Source organism: Streptomyces sp. NBC_01429, from assembly GCF_036231945.1.
Lineage (GTDB): Bacteria > Actinomycetota > Actinomycetes > Streptomycetales > Streptomycetaceae > Streptomyces.
The window spans coordinates 6,236,614-6,260,034 of record NZ_CP109599.1; the positions used below are offsets into that span (position 1 = coordinate 6,236,614).

General features: G+C 70.5%; 25 protein-coding genes and 1 pseudogene. 16 read left to right on the plus strand and 10 right to left on the minus strand.

Annotated features, from left to right (window positions below; all coding sequences use genetic code 11):
• Window positions 1-8 precede the first annotated feature (8 nt).
• Entirely contained in the window at window positions 9-779 is a 771-nt protein-coding gene (locus OG627_RS27430) for an IclR family transcriptional regulator (protein ID WP_329069518.1), read from the minus strand.
• A 218-nt stretch (window positions 780-997) separates the two neighbouring features.
• Here OG627_RS27430 and OG627_RS27435 point away from each other — a divergent pair, with 218 nt between their 5' ends.
• From OG627_RS27435 to OG627_RS27470, 8 genes are all read left to right on the plus strand, one after another.
• Window positions 998-2,530 (plus strand): aldehyde dehydrogenase (NADP(+)), encoded by a 1,533-nt coding sequence (locus OG627_RS27435; protein WP_329069520.1) that lies wholly within the window; start codon window positions 998-1,000, stop codon window positions 2,528-2,530.
• 181 nt (window positions 2,531-2,711) lie between these two features.
• Complete coding sequence (locus OG627_RS27440; protein ID WP_329069522.1) at window positions 2,712-3,770, plus strand: iron-siderophore ABC transporter substrate-binding protein; 1,059 nt, start codon at window positions 2,712-2,714, stop codon at window positions 3,768-3,770.
• Between the two features lie 58 nt (window positions 3,771-3,828).
• Window positions 3,829-4,866, plus strand: a complete 1,038-nt coding sequence (locus OG627_RS27445) for a FecCD family ABC transporter permease (protein WP_329069524.1) — start codon at window positions 3,829-3,831, stop codon at window positions 4,864-4,866.
• Entirely contained in the window at window positions 4,863-6,008 is a 1,146-nt protein-coding gene (locus OG627_RS27450; RefSeq protein WP_329069525.1) for a FecCD family ABC transporter permease, read from the plus strand. The genes OG627_RS27445 and OG627_RS27450 overlap by 4 nt, the downstream gene beginning before the upstream one ends.
• 142 nt (window positions 6,009-6,150) lie before the next feature.
• The gene (locus tag OG627_RS27455; protein ID WP_329069527.1) at window positions 6,151-6,501 is read left to right on the plus strand and encodes a hypothetical protein; all 351 of its coding nucleotides are present in this window, start codon (window positions 6,151-6,153) and stop codon (window positions 6,499-6,501) included.
• Between the two features lie 115 nt (window positions 6,502-6,616).
• A complete protein-coding gene (locus tag OG627_RS27460) occupies window positions 6,617-6,841 on the plus strand; it encodes a hypothetical protein (protein WP_329069528.1) in 225 nt (74 codons plus the stop codon).
• Window positions 6,842-6,997: 156 nt separating this feature from the next.
• Window positions 6,998-7,765, plus strand: a complete 768-nt coding sequence (locus tag OG627_RS27465) for a DsbA family oxidoreductase (protein ID WP_329069530.1) — start codon at window positions 6,998-7,000, stop codon at window positions 7,763-7,765.
• Between the two features lie 69 nt (window positions 7,766-7,834).
• Window positions 7,835-8,890, plus strand: a complete 1,056-nt coding sequence (locus OG627_RS27470; RefSeq protein WP_329069531.1) for an aminotransferase class V-fold PLP-dependent enzyme — start codon at window positions 7,835-7,837, stop codon at window positions 8,888-8,890.
• On the opposite strand, the gene OG627_RS27475 is transcribed toward OG627_RS27470, so the two are convergent.
• Both OG627_RS27475 and OG627_RS27480 read right to left on the minus strand, forming a co-directional pair.
• The gene (locus OG627_RS27475) at window positions 8,839-9,420 is read right to left on the minus strand and encodes a hypothetical protein (protein WP_329069533.1); all 582 of its coding nucleotides are present in this window, start codon (window positions 9,418-9,420) and stop codon (window positions 8,839-8,841) included. The genes OG627_RS27470 and OG627_RS27475 overlap by 52 nt on opposite strands.
• Window positions 9,421-9,650: 230 nt before the next feature.
• Window positions 9,651-10,163: a MarR family winged helix-turn-helix transcriptional regulator gene (locus OG627_RS27480; protein WP_329069535.1), complete on the minus strand. Its 513-nt coding sequence runs from the start codon at window positions 10,161-10,163 to the stop codon at window positions 9,651-9,653.
• 138 nt (window positions 10,164-10,301) lie between these two features.
• Here OG627_RS27480 and OG627_RS27485 point away from each other — a divergent pair, with 138 nt between their 5' ends.
• Complete coding sequence (locus OG627_RS27485) at window positions 10,302-11,366, plus strand: alkene reductase (protein ID WP_329069537.1); 1,065 nt, start codon at window positions 10,302-10,304, stop codon at window positions 11,364-11,366.
• A gap of 76 nt (window positions 11,367-11,442) precedes the next feature.
• On the opposite strand, the gene thpD is transcribed toward OG627_RS27485, so the two are convergent.
• From thpD to OG627_RS27510, 5 genes are all read right to left on the minus strand, one after another.
• On the minus strand, window positions 11,443-12,348 hold the full coding sequence (gene thpD / locus OG627_RS27490; RefSeq protein WP_329069539.1) for an ectoine hydroxylase: 906 nt from the start codon (window positions 12,346-12,348) through the stop codon (window positions 11,443-11,445).
• A 2-nt stretch (window positions 12,349-12,350) separates the two neighbouring features.
• Complete coding sequence (locus OG627_RS27495) at window positions 12,351-12,749, minus strand: ectoine synthase (RefSeq protein WP_329069541.1); 399 nt, start codon at window positions 12,747-12,749, stop codon at window positions 12,351-12,353.
• A 116-nt stretch (window positions 12,750-12,865) separates the two neighbouring features.
• Window positions 12,866-14,134: a diaminobutyrate--2-oxoglutarate transaminase gene (gene ectB / locus OG627_RS27500; RefSeq protein ID WP_329069543.1), complete on the minus strand. Its 1,269-nt coding sequence runs from the start codon at window positions 14,132-14,134 to the stop codon at window positions 12,866-12,868.
• A 238-nt stretch (window positions 14,135-14,372) separates the two neighbouring features.
• Window positions 14,373-14,912 carry a diaminobutyrate acetyltransferase gene (gene ectA / locus OG627_RS27505; RefSeq protein ID WP_329069545.1) on the minus strand — a complete coding sequence of 180 codons (540 nt, stop codon included), beginning with the start codon at window positions 14,910-14,912 and terminating at the stop codon, window positions 14,373-14,375.
• Between the two features lie 341 nt (window positions 14,913-15,253).
• Window positions 15,254-16,351 (minus strand): pyridoxal-phosphate-dependent aminotransferase family protein, encoded by a 1,098-nt coding sequence (locus tag OG627_RS27510; protein WP_329069547.1) that lies wholly within the window; start codon window positions 16,349-16,351, stop codon window positions 15,254-15,256.
• A 114-nt stretch (window positions 16,352-16,465) separates the two neighbouring features.
• Between OG627_RS27510 and OG627_RS27515 the strand changes: the two genes are divergently transcribed.
• A complete protein-coding gene (locus tag OG627_RS27515) occupies window positions 16,466-17,557 on the plus strand; it encodes an amidohydrolase family protein (protein WP_329069549.1) in 1,092 nt (363 codons plus the stop codon).
• Between the two features lie 13 nt (window positions 17,558-17,570).
• On the opposite strand, the pseudogene OG627_RS27520 reads toward OG627_RS27515, so the two are convergent.
• Together OG627_RS27520 and OG627_RS27525 are read right to left on the minus strand one after the other, a co-directional pair.
• A pseudogene (locus OG627_RS27520) lies at window positions 17,571-18,108 on the minus strand (GNAT family N-acetyltransferase).
• The gene (locus OG627_RS27525) at window positions 18,105-19,379 is read right to left on the minus strand and encodes an XRE family transcriptional regulator (protein ID WP_329069551.1); all 1,275 of its coding nucleotides are present in this window, start codon (window positions 19,377-19,379) and stop codon (window positions 18,105-18,107) included. The pseudogene OG627_RS27520 and the gene OG627_RS27525 overlap by 4 nt, the downstream one beginning before the upstream one ends.
• 233 nt (window positions 19,380-19,612) lie before the next feature.
• Between OG627_RS27525 and OG627_RS27530 the strand changes: the two genes are divergently transcribed.
• The 6 genes from OG627_RS27530 (at window position 19,613) to OG627_RS27555 (ending at window position 23,403) form a co-directional block, all read left to right on the plus strand.
• Window positions 19,613-20,059: an ATP-binding protein gene (locus OG627_RS27530; RefSeq protein WP_329069553.1), complete on the plus strand. Its 447-nt coding sequence runs from the start codon at window positions 19,613-19,615 to the stop codon at window positions 20,057-20,059.
• A complete protein-coding gene (locus OG627_RS27535; RefSeq protein WP_329069555.1) occupies window positions 20,056-20,259 on the plus strand; it encodes a hypothetical protein in 204 nt (67 codons plus the stop codon). Before OG627_RS27530 ends, OG627_RS27535 begins: the two co-directional genes overlap by 4 nt.
• A gap of 136 nt (window positions 20,260-20,395) precedes the next feature.
• Entirely contained in the window at window positions 20,396-21,487 is a 1,092-nt protein-coding gene (locus OG627_RS27540) for a radical SAM protein (RefSeq protein WP_329069558.1), read from the plus strand.
• A 56-nt stretch (window positions 21,488-21,543) separates the two neighbouring features.
• A complete protein-coding gene (locus tag OG627_RS27545; protein WP_329069560.1) occupies window positions 21,544-22,122 on the plus strand; it encodes a dTMP kinase in 579 nt (192 codons plus the stop codon).
• Window positions 22,115-22,612: a hypothetical protein gene (locus OG627_RS27550; protein ID WP_329069562.1), complete on the plus strand. Its 498-nt coding sequence runs from the start codon at window positions 22,115-22,117 to the stop codon at window positions 22,610-22,612. The genes OG627_RS27545 and OG627_RS27550 overlap by 8 nt, the downstream gene beginning before the upstream one ends.
• A complete protein-coding gene (locus OG627_RS27555) occupies window positions 22,609-23,403 on the plus strand; it encodes an STM4013/SEN3800 family hydrolase (protein WP_329069564.1) in 795 nt (264 codons plus the stop codon). The genes OG627_RS27550 and OG627_RS27555 overlap by 4 nt, the downstream gene beginning before the upstream one ends.
• The last annotated feature ends 18 nt before the right edge of the window (window positions 23,404-23,421 follow it).

Here is a 23,421-nt window from a genome sequence, read left to right on the forward strand (position 1 = left end):
CCCGCGGATCAGAGCCGGCGGGTGGCGAGCGTCAGCCGGTCGCGGGCGTCGAACAGCGCGTCCTTGATCATCTGTTCATGCCCCGGGGTGAGCCTGGCCACCGGCACCGAGCAGCTGATCGCGTCGCGCGCCGGGGTCCGGTAGGGGACCGCGATGCCGAAGCAGCGCAGCCCGAGGGTGTTCTCCTCGCGGTCCACCGCGTACCCCTGCTCGCGGATGGAGCGCAGCTCCTCGATGAGCTTCTCGCGGTCCGTGATGGTGTGCTCGGTCAGCGGCGGCAGCGTCTCGGGCAGCAGCGCGCGCACCTGCTCGTCGCTGTGCGTCGCGAGCAGCGCCTTGCCGAGGGAGGTCGAGTGCGCGGGCAGCCGGCGGCCGACGCGGGTGAAGGGGCGCAGATAGTGCTGGGACTGGCGGGTCGCGAGATAGACCACATTGGTGCCGTCGAGACGCGCCAGGTGGATCGTCTCGCTGGTGTCGTCCGAGAGCCGGTCCAGGGTGGGCCGGGCCGCGGCGACCACCTCGTCACCGTCGATGTACGAGGTGCCGACCAGCAGCGCCCGTACCCCGATCCCGTACCGGGTGCCCGTCGCGTCGGTCTCCACCCAGCCCAGCTCGACCAGGGTGCGCAGCAGCATGTAGAGGCTGGACTTGGGATAGCCGACCGCCTCCTGGACGGTCGCCAGGGAGTGCATCCCGGGACGCCCGGCGAAGTACTCGAGCAGCTCCACCGTCCGTACAGCGGACTTGACCTGCGCGCCACCGCTCTCCGCAGCCGACATCGTCACTCGCCCCTTCTCACCGCTCGACCGCATGCCGCGGGGCCCTGGCCCGGACAGACCTTGACCACATGGAACGCGCGGAAATAGAGTCCCTGAAGATTCACTATCAGGAATCTTGTTCAGAATACCGAACGAATCCTGTGGGACAGCAGTGGATGGCAGAGGTCCGGAGCACGCGTGGCCGGGCCGAGGTACGCGCAGTCGGGAAGGAAGCCGCGGTGGCAACAGCACCAGTCTGGAGTGTCGACCCCCGAACGGGAAAGCCTCGTGAGCAGGTCGCGCACGAGGCCACGGCCGAGGAAGTGGACCTCGCGGTACGGGGTGCCCACGCCGCCGTCGGTTCGCTCGCCGACCGCACCACGCGCGCCGCGCTGCTGCGCAGGGCTGCGGACCTCCTCGACGAGGCCGGCGAGCACGTCATCGAGGCCGCGGACGCCGAGACCGCGCTCGGGCCGGTCCGGCTCACCGGTGAACTCGCCCGTACGACCGCCCAGTTGCGGGCGTTCGCCGAGGTCGTGGACGAAGGCGCGTTTCTCGACGTGTACATCGACCACGCCGACGGCGAGCGCACCCCGCCGTGGCCCGACCTGCGCCGCTACAAGGTGCCGCTCGGTGTCGTCGCCGTCTACTCCGCGAGCAACTTCCCGCTCGCCTTCTCCGTACCCGGCGGCGACACCGCGAGCGCGCTCGCGGCCGGCTGCCCGGTCGTCGTCAAGGCGCACCCCGACCACCCGGCCACCTCGGAACTGTGCGCCTCCGTGCTGCGCAGGGCCGCCGCCGAGGTCGGGCTCGACGAGAACGTGATCACGCTCGTGCACGGCTTCGAAGCGGGCGTCGAGCTGATCGGCCACCCGCTGGTGACCGCGGCAGGCTTCACCGGCTCGGTACGCGGCGGCCGCGCCCTCTTCGACGCGGCGGCCGCCCGGCCCACGCCCATCCCCTTCTACGGCGAGCTGGGCTCCCTCAACCCCGTCGTGATCACCGAGGCCGCCGCGACCGAGCGCGCCGAGCAGATCGGCTCCGGCCTCGCGGGCTCGATGTCCATGGGCGTAGGCCAGTTCTGCACCAAGCCCGGCTTCGTGCTCGCCCCGGCCGGTGAGCCCGGCGACCGGCTGCTCAAGACCCTGACGGCGGCCGTCAGCGAGACCGAGCCCGGCGTGATGCTCGACCACCGGATGCGCGACGCCTTCGTCGCGGGCGTCGCCGAACGGGCCGCGCTCCCCGACGTCGACGCCCCGATCACCCCCGGCGCGGGCGGCGAACACACCGTCAGCGCGGGCTTCCTGACGCTGCCCGCCGCCCTGCTCACGGCCGAGGGCCCGCACGACCTGCTGCTGGAGGAGTGCTTCGGCCCCGTCACGGTCGTCGCCCGCTACACCTCCGCCGACGAGATCACCGCGGTGCTCTCCCGCCTCCCCGGCAACCTCACCGCCACCCTCCAGATCGCCGAGGAGGAGGGCGCGGGCACCCAGCCCGGCGGCGCCGAACTGCTCGCCGCGCTCACCCCGCTGGCGGGCCGCGTCCTGGTCAACGGCTGGCCGACCGGCGTCGCCGTGGCCCCCGCGCAGCAGCACGGCGGCCCGTACCCGGCGACTACCTCCACCTCGACCTCGGTCGGCACCACGGCGATCGAACGCTGGCTGCGCCCGGTCTCGTACCAGTCCACGCCCGCCGCGCTGCTCCCGCCGGAGCTGCGCGACGACAACCCGCTGGACCTGCCGCGCCGGGTGGACGGCCGCAGGGAGAACTGACCCGGACCGGCTCGGTACGGGAAAGGTGGAGGGGGCGGCCGTTCGCGGCCGCCCCCTCCACCTGTTCATGGTGCGCGTGGGCCGCTTCGGGCAGGGCGGTTGAAAGTGAAATCGGGCTTAGCTTAGGCTTACCTAAGAATTTGCGATCCGTGCTGCCCGACGAAAACATGAAGGACCCTCCATGCCAGCTTGGTTCACTCGCGCGCGTCGCCAGACCCTCACCGTATCGGCCACCGCCACGGTGGCCGCTCTCGCGCTCGTACTCGGAGGCTGCTCGTCGAGCGACACGGAGTCGACCGGTTCGTCCTCGAAGGAGAAGAGCGCCGACGGCGCGTTCCCCGTCTCCATCAAGAGCGCGCTCGGCACGGCGAAGATCGACGAACAGCCCGAGCGCGTCGTCACCCTGGGCCAGGGGTCCGCCGAGACCGCCATCGCGCTCGGCCACACCCCGGTCGGTATCGAGAGCTACGAGTGGGGCAGCGACAAGTCCGGCTACCTGCCGTGGATCAACGAGGCCGTGAAGAAGAACGGTGACAAACCGCCCACCCAGTTCGCGGGCGGCGAGGACATCGACTTCGAGGCCATCACCGAGCTGGAACCCGATGTGATCCTCGCGCCCTGGTCCGGCATCACGCAGGAGCAGTACGACATCCTGTCCGACATCGCGCCGACCGTGGCCTACCCCAAGCTGGCGTGGAGCACGGACTGGGACGAGCAGATCGAGATCATAGCCAAGGCGCTCGGTGAGCCGGCCGAGGCGAAGACGCTCACCACGAAGATCGAGAAGCAGCTCGCCGACGCCGCGGCGACCCGGCCCAAGTACAAGGACGTCTCGTTCTCGTACATCTACACCTCGGGCCCCGGCACCCTCGGGGTGTTCCTGCCGGAGGAGCAGCGCGTGAAGATGGTCTCCTCGCTCGGCCTCACCCCCGACCCCGTGGTGAAGACGTTCAAGGAGACCGAGGGAACCGCCTCCGCGCTCATCGGGCTGGAGAACGCCGAGAAGCTCAAGGACAGCGACCTGGTCTTCACCTTCTACAGCGACGCCAAGACGAAGAAGGAGATCGAGGCGCAGAAGCTGTACGGAGCGATCCCCGCCGTCAAGCGCGGATCCGTGGTCGCCAGCAACGACAACTCCTTCGTCACCGCCTCGTCGATCATCAACCCGCTGACCGTCCCGTGGGTCATCGACCGCTACCTGCCGCTGATCGACAAGGCCCTCACCACACTCGACAAGTGACTGGTCACACTGGGCGGATGACTCGACAAGCTCGACAAGTAAGGCGTGTCGTAACCGGATGACCACCACCACACACGTTTCGCCGAGCGGTGCCCGCACCTCGCGTGCGGGGACCGCTCGGCTGGTGTACAGCCTGATCGCCGGGCTCGTCGTGCTCGTGCTCGCGGTGCTCGCGAGCGTCATGTTCGGCAGCAGGACCACCTCGTTCGGCGATGTCGTGGACGCGCTGTCCGGCACGGCGGACCCGTATGTGACCACCGTCATCGAGAGCCGCTACCCGAGGACCGCGCTCGGGCTGCTCGCCGGGGTCTGCCTCGCCGTCGCGGGGACGCTCATGCAGGGCGTCACCCGCAACCCGCTCGCCGACCCCGGGCTGCTCGGGATCAACGCGGGCGCGGCGGCCGGCGTCGTCGCCGGCACCGCCTTCCTCGGCGCCTCCGGCACGACGGACACCATGTGGTGGGCGCTGCCCGGGGCGTTGCTGGCCGGGGTGCTCGTGCACGCCATCGGCTCGGCGGGCGCGAGCACGAGTCTGGTACGGCTCGTCCTCGCGGGCGCGGTCCTCTCCGCCGTCCTGATGGCGTTCATCCAGGCGGTGACGCTGAGCAGGCCGAAGGTCTTCGACAGCTACCGGTACTGGGTCGTCGGCGCCCTCGGCGGCCGGGACTTCGACGTGTTCACCGCCGTCCTGCCGTTCGCCGCGGCCGGGCTGCTCCTCGCGCTGCTGCTCGGGCCCGGACTCAACACCCTCGCGCTCGGCGACGAATCCGCCACCTCCCTCGGCGCCAACCCGGCCCTGCTGCGCGGCGGCGGCCTGATCGCGGCCACGCTGCTCAGCGCGGCGGCCACGGCGGCCGTCGGCCCCATCGCCTTCGTCGGTCTGGCGGTACCGCACATCGTGCGGGCCCTGGTCGGCGTCGACTTCCGGGTCCAGATCGTGTTCTCCGCCGTCCTGGGACCGGCGCTGCTGCTGCTCGCGGACGTGGTGGGCCGGGTCGTGCTGCGCCCGCAGGAGCTGATGGTCGGTGTGGTGACGGCGTTCATCGGGGCACCCGCGCTGCTCTTCGCCGTACGCAGGATGAGGGGGAACGCATGACGACGCGCACACCGGCCGGTACGGAGGCGGAGCGACCGGACGGCACCGAACCGACCGCGGGGACCGAGGGGGCCAAGGGTCTCCCGGGCGCCGGGGGCACCCGTAGCGCGGCCCCGCGCGGCTTCCTCACCCTCGGGGGCGCCGTCGCGCTGCCCGTCCGGCGGATCTCCGTCGTCGTCGCGCTCGTCACCGTGGTCCTGCTCCTGGCGGCCGCGACCGCCACGCTCACCCTCGGCCGGCTCGGCGTCTCCCTCGCCGACCTCCCCGACGCCCTCACGGGCGGCGCGCGCGGCAAGGACGCCTTCGTGCTGGAACGCCTGCGCGGCCCCCGCCTCGTCGTCGGCATCGGCACCGGCGCGGCCTTCGGGCTCTCGGGCGCGCTGTTCCAGTCGGTCACCCGCAACCCGCTGGGCAGCCCCGACGTGATCGGCCTCGGCGCGGGCGCCGGGGCGGGCGCCGCCATCGTCGCGCTGCTGCTGCCCGGCACCGTACCGGTGTGGACGGGCGCGCTCGCCGGAGCCGCGCTCGCCATGGCGCTGGTGTACGTGTCGACGGGCAGCGGTTTCCGCAACCCCGGGCGGCTGGTGGTCGCCGGGATCGGCGTCGCCGCCATCGCCACTGCGGTCATCCAGTACGTCGTCTACGCGGTGGAACGCGACAAGGCCGCCATCCTCACCGCCTACGTCAACGGCAGCCTCGCGGCCCGCTCCTGGGACCACGCCACCACCATCTGGCTCGTCCTGCTGGTCGTCGCCCCGCTCACCGCCCTCATCGCGCGCCGGCTCTCCATCGGCGAGATGGGCGACGAGATCGCGGGCGGCCTCGGAGCCGAGCCGCGCACCACGAAGACCCTCGCCGTCCTGCTCTCCATCGTGCTCTCGGCGGGCGCCGTCAGCGTCGCGGGCCCCATCTCCTTCGTCGCCCTGACCGCGCCCCAGATCGCCAAACGCCTCACCCGGGGCTCGGGCCCGCATCTGATGCTCTCCGCCCTGATCGGCGCGCTGCTGCTGGTCCTCGCCGATCTCTGCGCACAGCAGCTGCCCCTGTTCGAGAACCTGCCCGTCGGCATCTACACGATGGCCATCGGCGGCGTCTATCTCGGCTATCTGCTGCTGCGCGAGTGGCGCAAGGGAGTCCTGTGACAGCGACGGCCGTCCGTCATATCGGCATATGAAGCACGGCCGGCCGATGACTCCTTTCAGGTGACACGAGGCCGGTGCGGCTCTTCCCGGGGCACCGGGTCGGGGAGCGTGAGTCCGTCACCGACCCGAGGAGTCACCTGCCATGCGCACCCGTACCGCACTTGTCGCCGCACTCGGCGCTCTCGCCCTGCTCGTCTCCGCCTCCGGATCCGCGGCGGCGGCCGAGGGCGAGTTCGCCTACACGTACACGGGCCTCGACGGCGATCCGCACACCGGAGTGCTGGAGAACCCCGACAGCTGGATCTGCGTCACGATCCCCGGCGCGGCCGGCGAATACCTCCCGCCCGCGCACTCACCGCGCAACCGCACCGATTCCCGGGCGACGGTCTTCACCGGGCCCGACTGCGACGGCGAGCGCTACACCCTGGCGCCCGGCGGCTCGGCGAGCAGCCGGCTGAAGCTGCGCTCCGTCCGGTTCACCCCGGTGTTCTGACGGCCGCAGGACCGCCCGACGCTGTTTCAAGCGCCGGTCCACGCGGAAATCATGCGTCGCCGGTCCGCCGGACGGCCCGGCCGTCGCACCGTACGAGCCGATCAGGAGACGCACCATGGACTACGAAATGCGCGCGGAGTACGCGGACGGGCGCTCACCCCGCGACGCCGATTCCCGGTTCGAGGTGTGGCACATGGTCCGGGCCGGCGAAGCGATCGGGCTCTGCGGCCGGGACCTCGCCCCGGACGCCGTCACACAGTCGGCCGACGCGTGGGGCACGGAGGCGGGCCGGCCGCTCTGCCACGCGTGCGGCGCCCTCTACATCCACCAGGTGCGCTGACCGTCCCCGTCCCCGTCCGCGTCCCCATCCCCGCCCGGCCCGGAGTGCGGCCTCCCGGGAATGAAGGCGCGGGCCGTCGGCGTTCCCGTACCCGCGGAGGGTGCCTCCGTACCGGAGCGAGGCAGCGATGCCGTGACCATGGGGAGAAGCAGACACATGCGCGTCGAGATCTGGGGCGACATCGCCTGTCCCTGGTGCTACATAGGCAAGGCCCGGTTCGAGAAGGGGCTCGCCGGGTTCGCCCACCGGGACGACATCGAGGTGGTGCACCGGTCGTTCGAGCTGGATCCGGAGCGGACGCGGGGTGAGACCGGGCTGGTGGCCGACATGCTGGCCACCAGGTACGGGCGGAGCCCCGAGCAGGTGCGCGCCATGGAGGAGACGGTGGCCGGGCACGCGCGCGCCGAGGGGCTCGGGTTCAGGACCGAGGGGCGCGACCACGGCGGCTCCTTCGACATCCACCGGCTGCTGCACCTGGCCAAGGCGCGCGGTCGGCAGAACGAACTGCTGGACATCGTCTACCGGGCGAACTTCGCCGAGGAGCGCTCCGTCTACGACGACGAGACGCTTGTCGCGCTCGCGGTCGAGGCCGGTCTCGCGGAGACCGAGGCGCGCGAGGTGCTGGCGGACCCTACCGCGTACGCGCGGGCCGTACGGGACGACGAGCGGGAGGCCGCCGAGCTGGGGGCGAGCGGCGTGCCGTTCTTCGTGCTCGACCGGCGGTTCGGGGTCTCGGGCGCGCAGCCGGTCGAGGTGTTCGCCCAGGCGCTGGAGCAGGCGTGGCAGACCCGTACGGTCACGGCCCTCACCCCGATCGGCGTCACCGCGGGCGAAACGGGCACGGACGGCGCCGCGGTGTGCGACGCCGACGGCGCGTGCGAGGTGCCGCGCACGGGATCCTCGCAGGCCGGGAGCCATGTGTAAGCATCGCTTGGGTCAGCTCTCAACAGATGCGTGATTGACCGGGCGCACCGCGCGTTCCAGGGTGGAGCCATGGAATCCCTGGCAGGCGCCGAGTTCGCGCCCGACACCACGTATCTGAACACCTCCAGCTGCGGTCTGCTGCCGCGCCGGTCCGTCGCCGCCGTCCAGGCCCTCGCCGAGGCGAACGCGACCGGGCGGCGCGGCGACGGCGCGGGGAGCTTCGAGACACTGGCCGCCGCGCGCGCCTCGTTCGGGCGGCTGGCGGGGGTGGACGCGGAGCGGGTCGCCCTGGGCAGCGCCGTCGCCGTCCATGTCGGGCTGATCGCGGCCTCGCTGGAGCCGGGGGCCGAAGTGCTGCTGCCCGAGGGGGAGTTCAGCTCGGTCGTCTCCCCGTTCGCGGTGCGGGGCGATCTCCGGCCCCGGTACGTGCCGCTGGAGCGCCTGGCCGACGAGGTACGGCCGGGGACCGCCCTGGTCGCGTTCTCCTCCGTCCAGTCGGCGGACGGCCGGCTCGCCGACCTGCCGGCGGTACGGGAGGCCGCCGCCGCGCACGGGGCCCGTACGCTGCTGGACGCCAGCCAGTCGGCGGGCTGGCTGCCGCTGGACGCGGGGGCGTACGACTACACGGTCACCGGCGCGTTCAAGTACCTGCTCTGCCCGCGCGGCACGTCCTTCCTCACCGTGACCGAGGAGGCCCAGAAGTCGCTGACCCCGATCCACGCCGGATGGCTCAACGGCGAGGACCTGTGGGGCAGCAACTACGGCCCGGTCTCCCCGCTGAGCCGGACCGCGAGCCGCTACGACGAGGCCACGTCGTTCCTCTCGTACCACGGCGCCGAACCGTCCCTGGCGCTCCTGGAGGAGATCGGTGTGGAGCCGGTCCACACCCATGTCACCGCCCTCGCCGCCCGCTTCCGGGACGGACTCGTCTCCCTGGGGCACGAGCCCGTCCCGGTCTCCGGGCCCTCCGCGATCGTCTCCGTCCCGGGGCTGGAGCACCGTCAGCCGGATCTCCGGCGGGCCGAGGTGTACGTCTCGCTGCGCGCGGGCAACGTGCGTGCCTCGTTCCACCTCTACAACACCGTCGCCGACGTGGACCGGGCGCTGGACGTGCTGGCGGGGTGAGGTGTGGTGGGCGTGGGGTGCGGACCGGATGAGACCTGGACCGGCCCTTCGCCGGAGAGGACGACGTTCACGTTCCTGGCGCGGTGGTTGAAGTACCGCACGGTGCCGTCCGCGTCGATCAGGTACTTGGCGGGCCAGAAGCGGTTGCGGTAGTTGTTCCAGGTGGACAGCTTGTTGTCGAGGGCCACCGGGCAGGTCACCCCGAGCTTCTTCGCCTGGTCGGCGACGTTGCCCGCGTTCAGCACCACCTTTCCGCGCAGCGATTCGAGGGTGACGGGCGCTCCGCCGGGGGTGTTGAGCCACTTCGAGATGCCTTCGACAGTGGGCGCCTTGCCGCAGGAGCGAAGTTCGTTCACCCCGTCCTCGCAGCGCGACAGCTCCTTGTCGGAGTTGTCGTACAGCCCGGACAGCTGCTGCCTGGCGGTGTCGCTGTCCTCGATCTTCCGCTGCGCGGCGGACGGGTAGTCGGGCAGGGCCCGCTGGATGGCGTCGGTGACGTTGAAGGCCAGCGCGCACGCGAGGGCGATCATCAGCGGCCCGCGCTCTTCCCGCACCAGTCACGGGCGCAGGCGCCGTGCGGCTGGACGGACGACGCGCACGCGCTGGACGAGACGGCCACCCTGACCGCCCTCGCGGCCACGGCGTCGGCGGACGGCTGCACTGACGGCCCGTACGCGCGGGGGCGGCCCGTACGCGCACTGACGGCCCGTACGCGCGAGGACGGCCCGGCCGCCCGTACGCGCGCGGGCGGCCGGGCCCGTCACTCGCGGGTGGGGCCTGCCTGCCCCCGGCGCTCCGGGCAGTCCTCGGTCTCCGTGCAGAGGTTCTCCTCGACCTTGGCCAGCAGCCGCGCCAGCTCGGCGCGCTCGGTCGCGTCGAGCCCCGCGAGGGTGTGCTCCTCCAGCTGCTCCCAGGCGTCCTTGACCTCGGGGCGCAGCGCGCAACTGTCCTCGGTGGCCTCGACCAGGACGGCGCGCCGGTCGGCGGGGTCGGGGGAGCGGCGCACGTACCCCGCGCTCTCCAGCCGCTGGAGCATCTTGGTCACGGTCGACGGGTCGAGGTCCATCGACTTGATCAGCTCGGCCTGCCGGACGGCGGGTTCGTCCCACAGATGCATCATCAGCAGCTCCTGCCCCGGGTAGAGGCCGGTGCTCCGCAGCAGCTTCGTCGCCGCGATCCGGTGCAGCCGCGCGACCCGGGACAGGGCGTGGCTGAGGGGGCCGCCACGCGCCGCGCCGGGGAGTTCGTCGGTACAGGCAGGGTCCGAAGGCATGGTCAAGAGTTTAGCTTGGCCGACCAAGGAATGAGTTACAGTGAATCCCGGTTATTTACTTGGCCGACCACATATCGGGATGGCCGCCCGTTGTGGCGTCCGCAGTGACACCGCTTCCCCATACGCTCAGGAGCCTTCATGACCACCGCGTTCGACCCGATCGATCTCGCCGGTACGCAGCTCGGCAACCGCATCGCGCTCGCGCCGATGACCCGCAGCCGTGCCTTCGGCGCGGGCAACTCGCCCACCGACTCGACGTCCGAGTACTACGCGCAGCGGGCTTCGGCGGGGCTGATCATCACCGAGGGGACGCAGCCCTCCGTGGTCGGCCAGGGCTACCCGGACACCCCCGGGCTGCACAGCCAGGAGCAGATAGCCGCCTGGCGCAAGGTCACCGACGCCGTACACGCCAAGGGCGGGAAGATCGTCGCCCAGATCATGCACGGCGGCCGGATCGGCCACCCGGACCTGCTGCCCGACGGCCTGGTCCCGGTCGGTGCCTCGCCCGTCGCCGCGCCCGGTCAGGTCTATCTGCACGACGGTCCCAAGGACTACGTCGTCCCGCGCGAGCTGACCTCCGAAGAGGTCGAGGCGACCATCGGGGACTTCGTCTCCGCGTCCCGCAACGCGATCGAGGCCGGTTTCGACGGCGTCGAGCTGCACGGTGCCAACGGCTATCTGATCCACCAGTTCCTGGCGCCCAACACCAATCTGCGTGAGGACAAGTGGGGCGGCTCGGTCGAGAACCGCATCCGCTTCGCCGTCGAGGTGTCCCGCGCGGTGGCCGCCGAGATCGGCGCGGCGCGGACCGGGATCCGGCTCTCGCCGGCCATCGGCCTGCTCGGCACCGAGGAGCCCGACCCCGAGCCCACGTACACCGCGCTGGTGCGGGAGCTGGAGACGCTCGGCCTCGCCTTCGTGCATCTGATCGAGCACGACCGCGAGTTCACCCTCGCCGTGCGCAAGCTCTACTCGGGCACGTTCATCCTCAACGCCAAGACCGAGGGCCCGACCAGCGCCGACGACCTGAAGCTGATCGAGGACGGCACGGCCGACCTGATCTCCTTCGGCGTGCTCTTCCTCGCCAACCCGGACCTGCCGGCCCGGCTGAAAGCGGGCGGCCCGTACAACGCCGCCGACCCGGCCACGTTCTTCGGCGGCGACGACAAGGGCTACATCGACTACCCGTTCCTGGCGAGCTGACCACAGGGGCCCGTACGCGAAGGGGCGCGGGGCCGGTCGTCATGACCGGGCCCGCGCCCCTTCGCGTCCCGCGGTGTCAGCGCACCGGGGTGAAGTCCCGCGCCCCGATGAACTCCGGCCTGTGCACCGGCGCCGCGAACGGCTCGACCGCCGTGTTCTCCACGCTGTTGAAGACGATGAAGACATTGCTGCGCGGGAAGGGCGTGATGTTGTCGCCCGAGCCGTGCATGCAGTTGCAGTCGAACCAGGTCGCCGAACCGGCCTTGCCCGTGAAGAGCTTGATGCCGTGCCGGCTCGCCAGCGAGGTCAGCGCCTCGTCCGAGGGCGTACCGGCGTCCTGCATCTGGAGCGACTTCTTGTAGTTGTCGCGGGGGGTCTCGCCCGCGCAGCCCAGGAACGACTTGTGCGACCCCGGCATGATCATCAGGCCGCCGTTGGTGTCGTAGTTCTCGGTCAGCGCGATGGAGACGGAGACCGTCCGCATGTTCGGCAGACCGTCCTCGGCGTGCCAGGTCTCGAAGTCCGAGTGCCAGTAGAAGCCCGAGGCGCCGAACCCCGGCTTGACGTTGATCCGCGTCTGGTGGACGTAGACGTCGGACCCGAGGATCTGGCGGGCACGTCCCACCACCCGTTCGTCGCGTACGAGCCCGGCGAAGATCTCACTCAGCCGGTGGATCTCGAAGACGGACCGTACCTCCTGGGACGACGGCTCGATGATCGAGCGCTCGTCCGCCCGTACCGCCGGGTCGTTGATCAGCCGCTCCAGCTCGGCGCCGTAGAGCGCCACCTCGTCCGGACCGATCAGCTGCTCGATGGCGAGGAAGCCGTCCCGCTCGAAGGAGCCGAGACCCACCGGGTCGATCGGGCCCGGAGCCCCGGGCGCGGACCACACGACGGGGTCCTGGCGCGGGGTGGTCACCTCCCCGACGCCCCGGGTCGGATACAGGTCGGTGCGTTCGGTACGGACGGGGGTGGTGGTCATGGTCAGCCCTCCTCGGTCAGCAGCGGGTAGACGCCGTTCTCGTCGTGGTCCTCCCGCCCGGTCACCGGCGGGTTGAAGACACACACGCAGCGGAAGTCGGTCTTCGGGCGGAGCGTGTGGTGCTCGTGCCCGTTCAGCAGATACATCGTGCCGGGTTCGATCCAGTGGGTCTCGCCGGTCTCGTCATCGGTGAGTTCGGCTTCGCCCTCGACACAGAGCACGGCCTCGATGTGGTTGGCGTACCACATCGACGTCTCCGTACCCGCGTACAGGATCGTCTCGTGCAGGGAGAAGCCGACCTTCTCCTTGGCGAGCACGATGCGCTTGCTCTCCCAGGTGCCCGACGCCGCCTTCACATGGCGGTCGGTGTTCTCGATGTCCTTGAACGATCGGACGATCACAGTGCGTCGACCCTTTCTCTCGTGCGCTTTCTCGTGTGCGCTTCTTCTCTTTCGTGTGCTGTCCCCGTCGGCCCGAGCCCGGCGTCCGCCCGGCCCGCGCCGACGGGTCCGCGGTCTCAGGCGGTGTCGCGTACCGCGCGGGCCACCGTGCGCAGGCCCTCGTCCAGCTCGTCGGCGGTGATGGTCAGCGGCGGCAGCAGCTTGACCACCTCGCTCTGCGGGCCCGAGGTCTCCAGCAGCAGTCCCAGCTCGAAGGCGCGGGCGCAGACGGCCGAGGCCCGCTGCTTGTCGGCGAACTCCAGCCCCCAGACCAGGCCCCGGCCGCGGAACGTGGGGATGTCGCCGGTGGACTCCGCGCTGATCGCCAGGAGCGCCTGCTCGACCTGCTCGCCCCGGGCGAGGGTCTGCTTCTCCATCTGGCCGTCGGCCCAGTACGTGTTGAGCGCGGCGGTCGCGGTGACGAAGGCCGGGTTGTTGCCCCGGAAGGTGCCGTTGTGCTCGCCCGGCTCCCAGATGTCGAGCTCCGGGTTGAAGAGGCAGAGGGACATGGGAAGCCCGTACCCGCTGATGGACTTCGAAAGCGTCACGATGTCCGGTGTGATGCCCGCCTCCTCGAAGGAGAAGAACGCGCCGGTACGGCCGCACCCCATCTGGATGTCGTCCACGATCAGCAGCATGTCCTGGCGACGGCACAGATCGGCCAGCGCGCGCAGCCAGTCGGGGTGGGCGACATTGATGCCGCCCTCGCCCTGGATGGTCTCGACGATCACGGCGGCGGGCTTGTTCAGGCCGGAGCCCTGGTCCTCCAGCAGCCGCTCGAACCAGAGGAAGTCCGGCGTCTGGCCGTCCAGGTAGTTGTCGAACGGCATCGGGGTGCCGTGCACCAGCGGGATCCCGGCTCCGGCGCGCTTGAACGCGTTGCCGGTGACGGCGAGCGAGCCCAGCGACATGCCGTGGAAGGCGTTGGTGAACGAGACGATCGACTCGCGGCCCTTGACCTTGCGGGCCAGCTTGAGGGCGGACTCGACCGCGTTGGTGCCGGTCGGACCGGGGAACATCACCTTGTACGGGAGGTCGCGCGGCCGCAGCACCACGTTCTGGAAGGACTCCAGGAAGGCGCGTTTCGCGGTCGTGGCCATGTCCAGGCCGTGCGTGATGCCGTCCCGCTCGATGTAGTCGATCAGCGCGCGTTTGAGGACCGGGTTGTTGTGCCCGTAGTTGAGTGAGCCGGCCCCGGCGAAGAAGTCCAGATAGCTGTGGCCGTCCTCGTCGGTGAGCCGGGCGCCCTGCGCGCGGTCGAACACGGCGGGCCAGCCGCGGCAGTAGCTGCGGACCTCGGACTCAAGGGTTTCGAAGACACTCAGGGCGGGCGGGGTGATGGTCACGGGGATCTCCAGCCGTGGGGTGTGAGAGAAGTGCGGGGGAGTGCTCGGGCGATCGGGACACGGACCGGCCCGGGAGCGGGCACGGGCCACCGGTGCGCGCGTCACCGGGGCGGTGCGTTGCCGGGGCGGGCGTTGCGTGCCGCGGCGTTGCGTGTCGCGGCGGGCAGGCGCCGTGGTGGGCGGGCGCGCGTCGGCCCGGGGGCGGGGCCTGCGGCCCACGGCCCCGGGAGGGCCGGCCTCAGGGCGAGAGCGGTCCGATGCGGTACAGCACCTCCGGCTGGTGCACGCCGTCGGGGAACAGCTCGCCGTCGAAGAGGACCTCGCGCTCCAGCGTCGCGCCGTGGCGCGCCGCGTACGCGGTGAACAGCCGGTCCGAGGCGGTGTTGTCGGGGGTCACGGTCGTCTCGACGGCGGTGATTCCCAGCTCGCCGGTGACCCGGGCGGTCAGCTCGTCCAGCAGCGCGCCGGCCAGGCCCTTCCCGCGCTGGCCGCGGTCGACGGCCACCTGCCAGACGACCAGGGTCTCGGGGCGCTCGGGCCTGACGTACCCCGTGACGAACGCGACCGGCGCTCCGCCGTCGTCGCGGGCGACGAGTGAGGTGGCGGCGAAGTCACGACACCAGAGCAGGTAGCTGTACGAGGAGTTGAGGTCCAGGACCTCGGAGTCGCGGGCGATGCGCCAGATCGCGGCTCCGTCCTCCACTCGTGGGGTGTCGATCGTGCGGAGTCGGGAGAATTCGCTTCGGGCGCCTGCAAGGTCTGCTTGTGCGGCGGTCATACGGCTTGAATTTACCGAGCAAATTCAAAAGATGCATCTTCTGGAGGGGTTGGGTGAGAAGCGGCCCTGTGTTATCACGCGGGCGCGGACACGGCTGTCGGATCGGCCAAAACCGGGGTACTATATGCCGAAATCAGCGACAAAGCGGGCGCGGTCGTGGGCTCGATCACATATCCGTAACGCTCGCGAGGCCGCAGTGAAATCGAGGCGTTTAGCTCTGGGAAGAACGGGCAGACGAATATGGGAAGCTACTCGCGACAAATAGCTTCCCATATTCATGAATTAACTCCACCGGTGGATTTCATTTAATTTTTCGGATGCTCGCTCCCGGGCTGGGCCCCTCACTTCCAGGCTTCACCGGCCGCGCGCGAGGCGGCTTCGAGGTCCACCGGGGCGCCCGTCGCGCCGAGCGCCGCGCCCAGCGCCGCCAGCGAGGCCCGCACCGTTTCGAGGGTCGCGTGGGGCCCGTAGTGGTTGACCCGGACCAGCTCGGCGGTTCCCGCCCTCGCCGCGATCAGCGGCAGCGCCGGATCGGCCGCCAGCGCCTTCGCCACCAGCTCGGCCGCGTCCGCCCCGGCCGGGGTGCGGAGCGTCGTCGCCACCGGAGCGGCGTCCGCGGCCTCGTGGACGAACGGATCGAGACCGCCGCCCAGCGCCCGCGCGCCCGCCCGCGTCGCGGCGGCGGCGGACGCGTGCCGGGCCGCCACGGTGTCGAGGCCGGCCGACTCGACGCGCTCCAGACACGCCTCCAGCGCCAGCATCTCCAGCTGGGCCGGTGCGTGCGGCAGCGCCCTGCGGCCCGCGTCGATCCAGCGCTCCTTCCAGTCGAGCAGCGACAGGTACGAGCGCCGGGGCGCCGCCGGATTGGCCGCGAACCGCTCCCAGGCGCGCGGGCTCACCGAGACCGCCGAGACCCCGGCGGGCCCGCCCATCGCCTTCTGCGCGCCGATGACGCACAGGTCGACGCCCCAGGCGTCCGGCAGCAGCGGCTCGGCGGCCACCGAAGCGACGGCGTCCAGCATGAACAGGGCGCCGTGGGCCCGTACCACCTCGCCGATCTCCGCGACCGGATTGGTGTTGCCGGTCGCCGCCTCGGCGTGCACCAGCGATACGAAGTCGATCTCGGGGTGCGCGGCGAGGGCGTGCTCGACCTGGGCGGCGGTGACGGCCGTGTGGAAGGGCACCTCCAGGTCGACGACGTTCGCGCCGCAGTCCCGCAGCCAGTTGCCGAAGGTCTGCCCGTAGGGCCCGGTGACCACGTTCAGCGCGGTCGAACCCGGCCTCGCGCCGCCGCGCACGCACCCCTCCAGCGGCAGCAGGGCCTCGCCCTGCGTGATCACGACATCGTTCCCGGTGGCCAGGAGCGCGGCGACACGGCGCTCGATCGCGGCGAAGTGCGCGGCGGTCAGCGGGGGCAGGTCCAGCAGGGGGTGGGTCACGGCGGGGCTCTCTTCGGGAACGGGCGGAGGCGGGCGGGGGAGGGGCAGACCCTCCTGACCGGGAGGGGAATCCCTCCCGGTCGAGGGTACTCACGGGCTCGTACAGTGCTGCTCATGAGCGATCACGCGGTGCTGCGGGTGAAGGGCCGGATCCTGGTCGGCCCCGAGGAGGCCAGGGACGAACTGTGGGTGGTGGGCGGCCGTATCACCTACGAACGGCCCCCGGGCGCCCGTGACGTCCGTACGGTCGAGGGCTGGGCGCTGCCCGGACTGGTCGACGCCCACTGCCATGTCGGCCTCGACCACCATGGCGCGGTCGACGCCGCGACCAGCGAGAAGCAGGCGCTGACCGACCGGGACGCGGGCGCCCTGCTGCTCAGGGACGCGGGTTCCCCCGCGGACACCCGCTGGACCGACGCGCGCCCGGACCTTCCGAAGATCATCAGGGCGGGCCGCCACATCGCCCGCACCCGCCGCTACATCCGCAACTACGCGCACGAGATCGAGCCGGGAGAACTGGTGGCGTATGTGGCGAGAGAGGCGCGGCGCGGCGACGGCTGGGTCAAGCTCGTCGGTGACTGGATCGACCGCGAAGCGGGCGACCTGACCGCCTGCTGGCCGCGCGCCGAGGTGGAGGCGGCCATAGCCGAGGCGCACCGGCTCGGTGCCCGCGTCACGGCGCACTGCTTCGCCGAGGCCGCGCTGCGCGATCTGGTGGAGGCGGGCATCGACTGCGTCGAGCACGCCACCGGGCTCACCGAGGACACCATCCCGCTCTTCGCCGAACGCGGCGTGGCGATCGTTCCGACGCTCGTCAACATCGCTACCTTCCCGCAGCTCGCGGCGGGCGGCCAGGAGCGCTACCCGCGCTGGTCCGCGCATATGAACCGGTTGTACGAACGTCGGTACGACACGGTCCGCGCGGCATACGACGCGGGCGTCCCGGTCTTCGTCGGCACGGACGCGGGCGGCGGCCTCGCCCACGGCCTGGTGGCGGCCGAGGTCGAGGAGCTGACGAAGGCCGGCATCCCGCCGCTGGAGGCGCTCTCCGCCACCACCTGGGGGGCCAGGAGCTGGCTGGGACGTCCAGCGCTGGACGAGGGCGCCCCGGGCGATCTGGTGGTCTACGACGAGGATCCCCGGGTCGACGTACGGGCCCTGGCGGCGCCGCGCCGGATCGTGCTGAACGGGCGGGTGGTCGGCTGAGTGCCCGTGCCGGTCAGTGGGTGGCGCGGATCATGACCGCGAGGACCGGCGAGGCCGCTGACGGCTGGCTCTGCCCGATGTCCTCGAACCCCCACGACCGGTAGAGCGTGTGGACCTTTCCGTCACCGGCTGCCGGGTTGACCATGAGCGTGACGTACGGCTCGTCGCGCGCGGCGAGGAAGGCGTCAAAGATGCGCCACGCGGTCCCTGTGCCACGCCACGCGGTGCGTACACCGATCTCCTTCAGAGCCACGGCGGGACGGTCGGTGTACTCATCCGCCGGTGCAGGGGTGGTGCGCTGCCAGTACCGGTCGCCACGTTCGATCGTGTTGCCGTAGGCGTAGCCGACCGGGTGCCCGTCCGCGTACCCGAGGATCGCGACGAACCCCGGTTCGGCCCCGTGCCGGTCCAGGCGCTCGCCGAACGTGGTCACCGCGTAGTTCGGCAGGTGGAGCAGCGGGGTGCACCTTGGCCTACGCGTTGAGAAGAGGGCCGTGGCCGGTGTCGAGAATGGTGAACGTGCGCAGTTCGATGGCGGGCGCCGTGATCATGCTGTGGTCCTCCAGGCGGCGGCGTGCTCGGCCCATGTCCGCACAGCGGGGCTGCCCGCCGCGGTGGCGGGCAGTGCGGCCCCGAACTCTTGCAGCATGCGCGTCACTCGGGCGTGTTGGGCAGCGATGTCAGAGGGGACCTTTACCGCCGTGGCGACGGCCAGTTCAATATCGCCTTGTCCGAGTTGGGCGGCGGCGAGCCGGGTGATGTTGATAGCGCGGTCGCGACGCATCTGAGGGCGAAGCAGGGTCAGGCTCTGGTGAGCATGCGTTTCCGCTTGTTCGAAGTTTCCGAGGCGAAGGTGCGCGGCGAGAGCGAGTGTTTCAAGCTCTGCACCGTCGCTGACCGCGGCCATCCATACCGGTCGAGCGAGAGCCGGATCGGCGCGTTCGAGTGCGTCCTGAGCGCAGCCGAGAGCACGCTGTACGGCTGCGGTGTCGCCGGTGAGCCCGTAGGTGGCGGCCTGGCGGGCATGCCCGAGGCAGGCGAACAGGGGGTCACGGCGAGTGATGTGCAGATTGCGGGCGACATCGTTGGCAGCGAGAGCATCCGAAGGGCGGCCCATATGGCGGTACATGGTCCCCGTGTGACTCCAGATGCGAAACTTGATCGCCTGGTCGCCGGACATCTCGGCGAGGCCCTGCGCTTCGCGCATGTGCCCCTTCGCGTCGTCGTAGCGGCGGCCGTCGATCGCTGCCCACATCGCCGAGGAGCGGAACGACGCCGCGCAGGCGTACAGACTGCTGCGTACACGCTGGGTCGCGCTGCCCGCGTTCTGAAGGTTCAGTGCCTCGTTGGCCAGTGTGGCGGCCCGCTGCTCGATGCCGAGTTGTCCTCCGTGGCGGTGGTCACTGGCGATGACCTCGGCGAAGCGTGTCCGCAGACGGTCGACATCGCTCATACCGATACGGCGAGGCGATGTGCCGGGGGCGGCTGCCGCTGCTGCGGCGGCAGCGATACCGCCGAAGAGAGTGCGGCGCTTCATATCGGGGCCCTCCTGCGGTGGGGGCGTGAGTGAGGTCCGGCCCCGTGGAACGAACCCTAAAGCGACGGCGGGTAGGCCGGTGACATCCTCAAGTGCCTTACGGGTAGCCGATTTCGGCCACTTGACCCGACCTGCTTTCCAGGACCGGATCGACGAGCCGTCCAGCCCGCCGGTTCGTCCGGTCAGTCGCCCAAGAGCCCCGTTCACGGCGTCGGCCAGGCTGTTGGAGCTGTGCCCATGCTCGGCCATCCATGCCTCAAGCACCGTGTTGCGCGTGGCGTCCATACCCGCACGGTAGCCGCACGATCTCCGCCTGTCAGGGCAGCGAGAGGTCAAATCGCCCTAGGGTAATGCGCCGAATACCCTGCGATTGTCCTAACCATCCTGCTGCGCAGGGGAGTTGTCTGGTTACTGGCCGCTCACAACCTCGTGTTTAGCGGCTGTTGACGGCCCGGCTCGTTCCTGAAGTCCCCCGGAGGGGAGGGCCGGGCGCCGAGACAACGACGAAGGCTCCACCAATGACGAGTCTCAGTAACCCAGTTCAGGCCGCGCCCGTCGGTCATCCCGCCTACAGCCAAACGTTTCCGTGCGAGCCGGAGACGGCCGAGGCCGGCCGCAAGCTTGTCCGCCACGCCCTCGCCGTATGGCGCCTCGACGATCTCGGCGACCGCTCGGCGCTGATCATGTCCGAGCTGGTCGCGAACGCTGCCCGGCACACCCCTTGCCCCTCGATCCGCCTGATGGTCGGGCGGCCGAGCGCGAGACGGGTACGCGTCGGAGTGGTGGACCGGGCGCCCTCGCTACTGCCGGAACTCAGCCCGGTCGACACCGACGACGAGTCCGGCCGCGGCCTGCTCCTCATCGACGCGATCGCCGACCGCTGGGGATACGACCTTCACGGAAACGGCAGGAGCGTATGGGGCAAAGAGGTTTGGGCGGAGATCCTCATTGAAACCGGACAGTGACCGCCGATCCCGCACCCCTGCCCCTGCCGGAGCTGGCTCAGCTGAGGCCCCGGCAGCAGATGGCCATCGACTGCGCCCGGTGTGCCCGGCATCTGGGGATGTCCGGCCGGGTGCTCGGCGACGTGCGATACCGGGGCCTGATGTTCCGGCTGTGGATCTGCGGGGACGGGTGCCGATCGCTCGCCCGTGGCGAGCGGTGACCGGCCGTCGGCGCCGTACACGTTCCCACCGGGTCCCTGACCGTCGCAACCCGCTGACGTGCCGCTGGGAAGTCTGGTGGCTGGTCGCGGACATCGCAGGGCTGCTGGCAGCCATTGCCTCGGCTCTGCTGGCCAAATGACGGCCGCCGGTGCGGCTGCCGCCGAGGCGCGGTGCGCGCCGGATTCCACCTCTCTTGAAGGAGTACCGGTCATGACCATTCCGCTCCCGATTGCCGGCTTGGACTGGACCGCGCTGCGGAACTTCGCCGCGCTGCGAGGACAGCTCAGGGTCTCGCTGACACCCATCTGCAACGTGAAGTGCTGGTTCTGCCACAACGAGGGCGATGTGCCACCACCGTTCACACATCTGCACCGCGACGCCAAGCCCCGAGCCCGCGAGTTGACCGCCGAGGACTACGTGAACGTGCTGCGTGAGCTGATCGGAGCCGGTCTGAAGCGCGTGTACTTCACCGGCGGCGAGCCACTTACGTCAAGGCTCGCCCAGTCTGTTCTGACCCGGCTTCCCGTTCGCGGTCCGGACGTGTCCTACACGCTGATCACGAACGGCCTCCTGGTGCGCACGCACCAGGACTGGCTCGCCACGACCGGCCTGGACAAGGTGAAGGTCTCCCTTCACTACTTCTCCGACGAGTCCTTCCGGGCCATTGCCCAGACTCGCTACGGCGTCGCGGCCGTCCTGGACGGCATCGAGGCTGCCCGCGAGACGTTCGAACGAGTGGAGCTGAACACGCTCATCCAGCGCGAGAACGAACACGAGCTGCGCGACATCCTCGCGTTCGCCCTCGAACGCAGGCTGCCGGCGCAGTTCATCGAGCTGGTCGACACCGACTTCAACGCCGACCGGAAGTCCTCGGCGGTCGGGGCTCACGGCCTCATCGACTACCTGCGCACACTGACGCGCGAGGAGGAAGCGGTGGTCTCCGGCGTCGGTCAGGGACGGCGGATCTTCCGCATCGACGGCATCGAGATCGACGTCATACACCGCGAACTGGGCCGCCATCACGTTGGCCAGTGTGGCACCTGCCCGGTGAAGGCCAAGTGTGTCGAGGGCTTTTGGGCCCTGCGCATGGACCATGCCGGCGGAATCCAGCCCTGCCTTCTGCGCGACGACCTGCGCATGGACATCCGGTCATTGCTGGACCAGCCGGAGCAGGTTCCCGCAGCCGTGGCCCAGCACGTCGCCGCCTTCACCGAGGGCACTCTGTGAGGCCTCTTCGCGCCCCGTACACACCTGGGCCTGATGGAGGCCGCCAAGGGCCGTTCGTGGTCCTGGAAGGCGTCTCAGGGGTGGGGAAGTCAACGCTCAGCCGCCTGCTTGCCAAGCGGCTCGGCGCCACGGCGATCCACACACTCACCGATCCGCACACCGGCTGGTCCGACGCGGTCAACCGGGAGATCCGACCGCTGCCGCAGTTCGCCTTCTACCTCTCCGGTCTCCTCCACGCCTCCGACGCCGTACGGCAGGCCCTGACTGTGGGGCCCGTGGTCGTGGACCGGTACGCCTCCTCGGTCGCGGCCTGCCACGCCGCAGTCAACGGCGTCGGCCTGGACCAGGTGAATGAGCTGATCACCCCGTTCCGGATGTACCTCGTGGCACCGGACGCCACCTTCTACCTCATCAGCTCCGATCACTCCTTGAGGGAACGGATGGGGACCAAGGCGGACGTGAAGCAGGACGACACCGACCTGTTCGGTGTTCCCGGACGCCTTGCCCGGATCCGGGAGAACTTCCAGGCCGTAGCCGACGAGGACCCGAGCGCCGTCACGCTCCCCACCGACGGCCGCAGCCCTGACGACCTGGCTCACATCATCGTCAAACACCTGGAGGACAGGCGTGCTTAACCCGATCGACACCAACACCGTAATCCGTGACGGCCGCGTCGTCGGCGTGTTCCCGGATGAGATCCATGAGGGTGTGGCCTGGTGGGTCGCCGCCTGCTTTGTTGTGGTCAGCCAGACCCGGCAGATGGTCGTGGCACACGATGGGCACCCCACCACGGCCCAGTTCCACCGGCGCTTCTGTCACGGGGCCATCAACGCCCAGCACTTCGGCTGTCAGATCTCCACCCTCGGCAAGGCCGACGAAGCCCAGCTCCTGCACGCAATGAAGGCACTCGGCTCCGTCCCTGGCGCGTGGCTGTCGACGACCGACGACAGCGGGCGGCTGACCGTCACCATCCGCCTCTACGACGCGCACGGCCGCCCGGTCACCGAGGACACCGGATTGGCCGCGCTGCGGCAGATGATCGCCTCGGACCGGGTTCCCATTCCGGTGAACGACCAGGCCAAAGGCAGCATCACCGAGCGCCGCGACCTGGTGGAGGCGCCGTGATTGACGCGGCCGAGGTAGTCACCAGCGGCACCAGCATCCTGTTCGTCACCCTCGATTCCCTGCGCTACGACGTCGCCCGCGCGGCCCTGCATGCCGGTCGGACACCGAGCCTGGCGAGGATCCTGCCGGGTGGTGTGTGGGAGGAGCGCCGCACTCCCGGCACCTTCACCCTCCCCGCGCACATCGCGTTCTTCTCCGGCTTCTTACCCAAGCTGCCCCAGCCCGTGCAGCCGCCCAGGCTGTGGGAGTGCCGCCCGCCCGCCTTCAAGGACGTCGATGCGGGCACGTTCGTCTTCGACGCACCGAACCTCCTCACCGGGCTCGCCCAGTACGGATACCGCACCGTGTGCATCGGCGGCGTCACCTACTTCTCCCGGGAGACACCGCTCGGGTCGGTGCTGCCCGACATGTTCCAGGAGGACCACTGGCGGCCCGAGTTCTGCTCCCCGGAGCCCGAATCCACACGCCACCAGGTCGACCACGCCCTGACCGTGGCCGAGCAGTACGCCGACCGCCCGCTGTTCCTGTTCGTCAACGTCTCCGCCACCCACGTTCCCCACGGCCACTACACGGGCGACAGCGGCGACTCCTGGCGCTCCCAAGCCGCCGCGCTGGCCTACGCGGACACACACCTCGGCCGTCTGGTCGAAGCGCTCACCACCAAGAGGAGATGGCTGATCATCATGTGCGCCGACCACGGCGACGCCTTCGGCGAGGACGGCTACCACGGCCGTGGCATCGCCCACCCCACCGTGCTGAACGTACCGTTCGCCGCCCTGCTCACCCCGTAAGGACTACGCTCCCGGGCC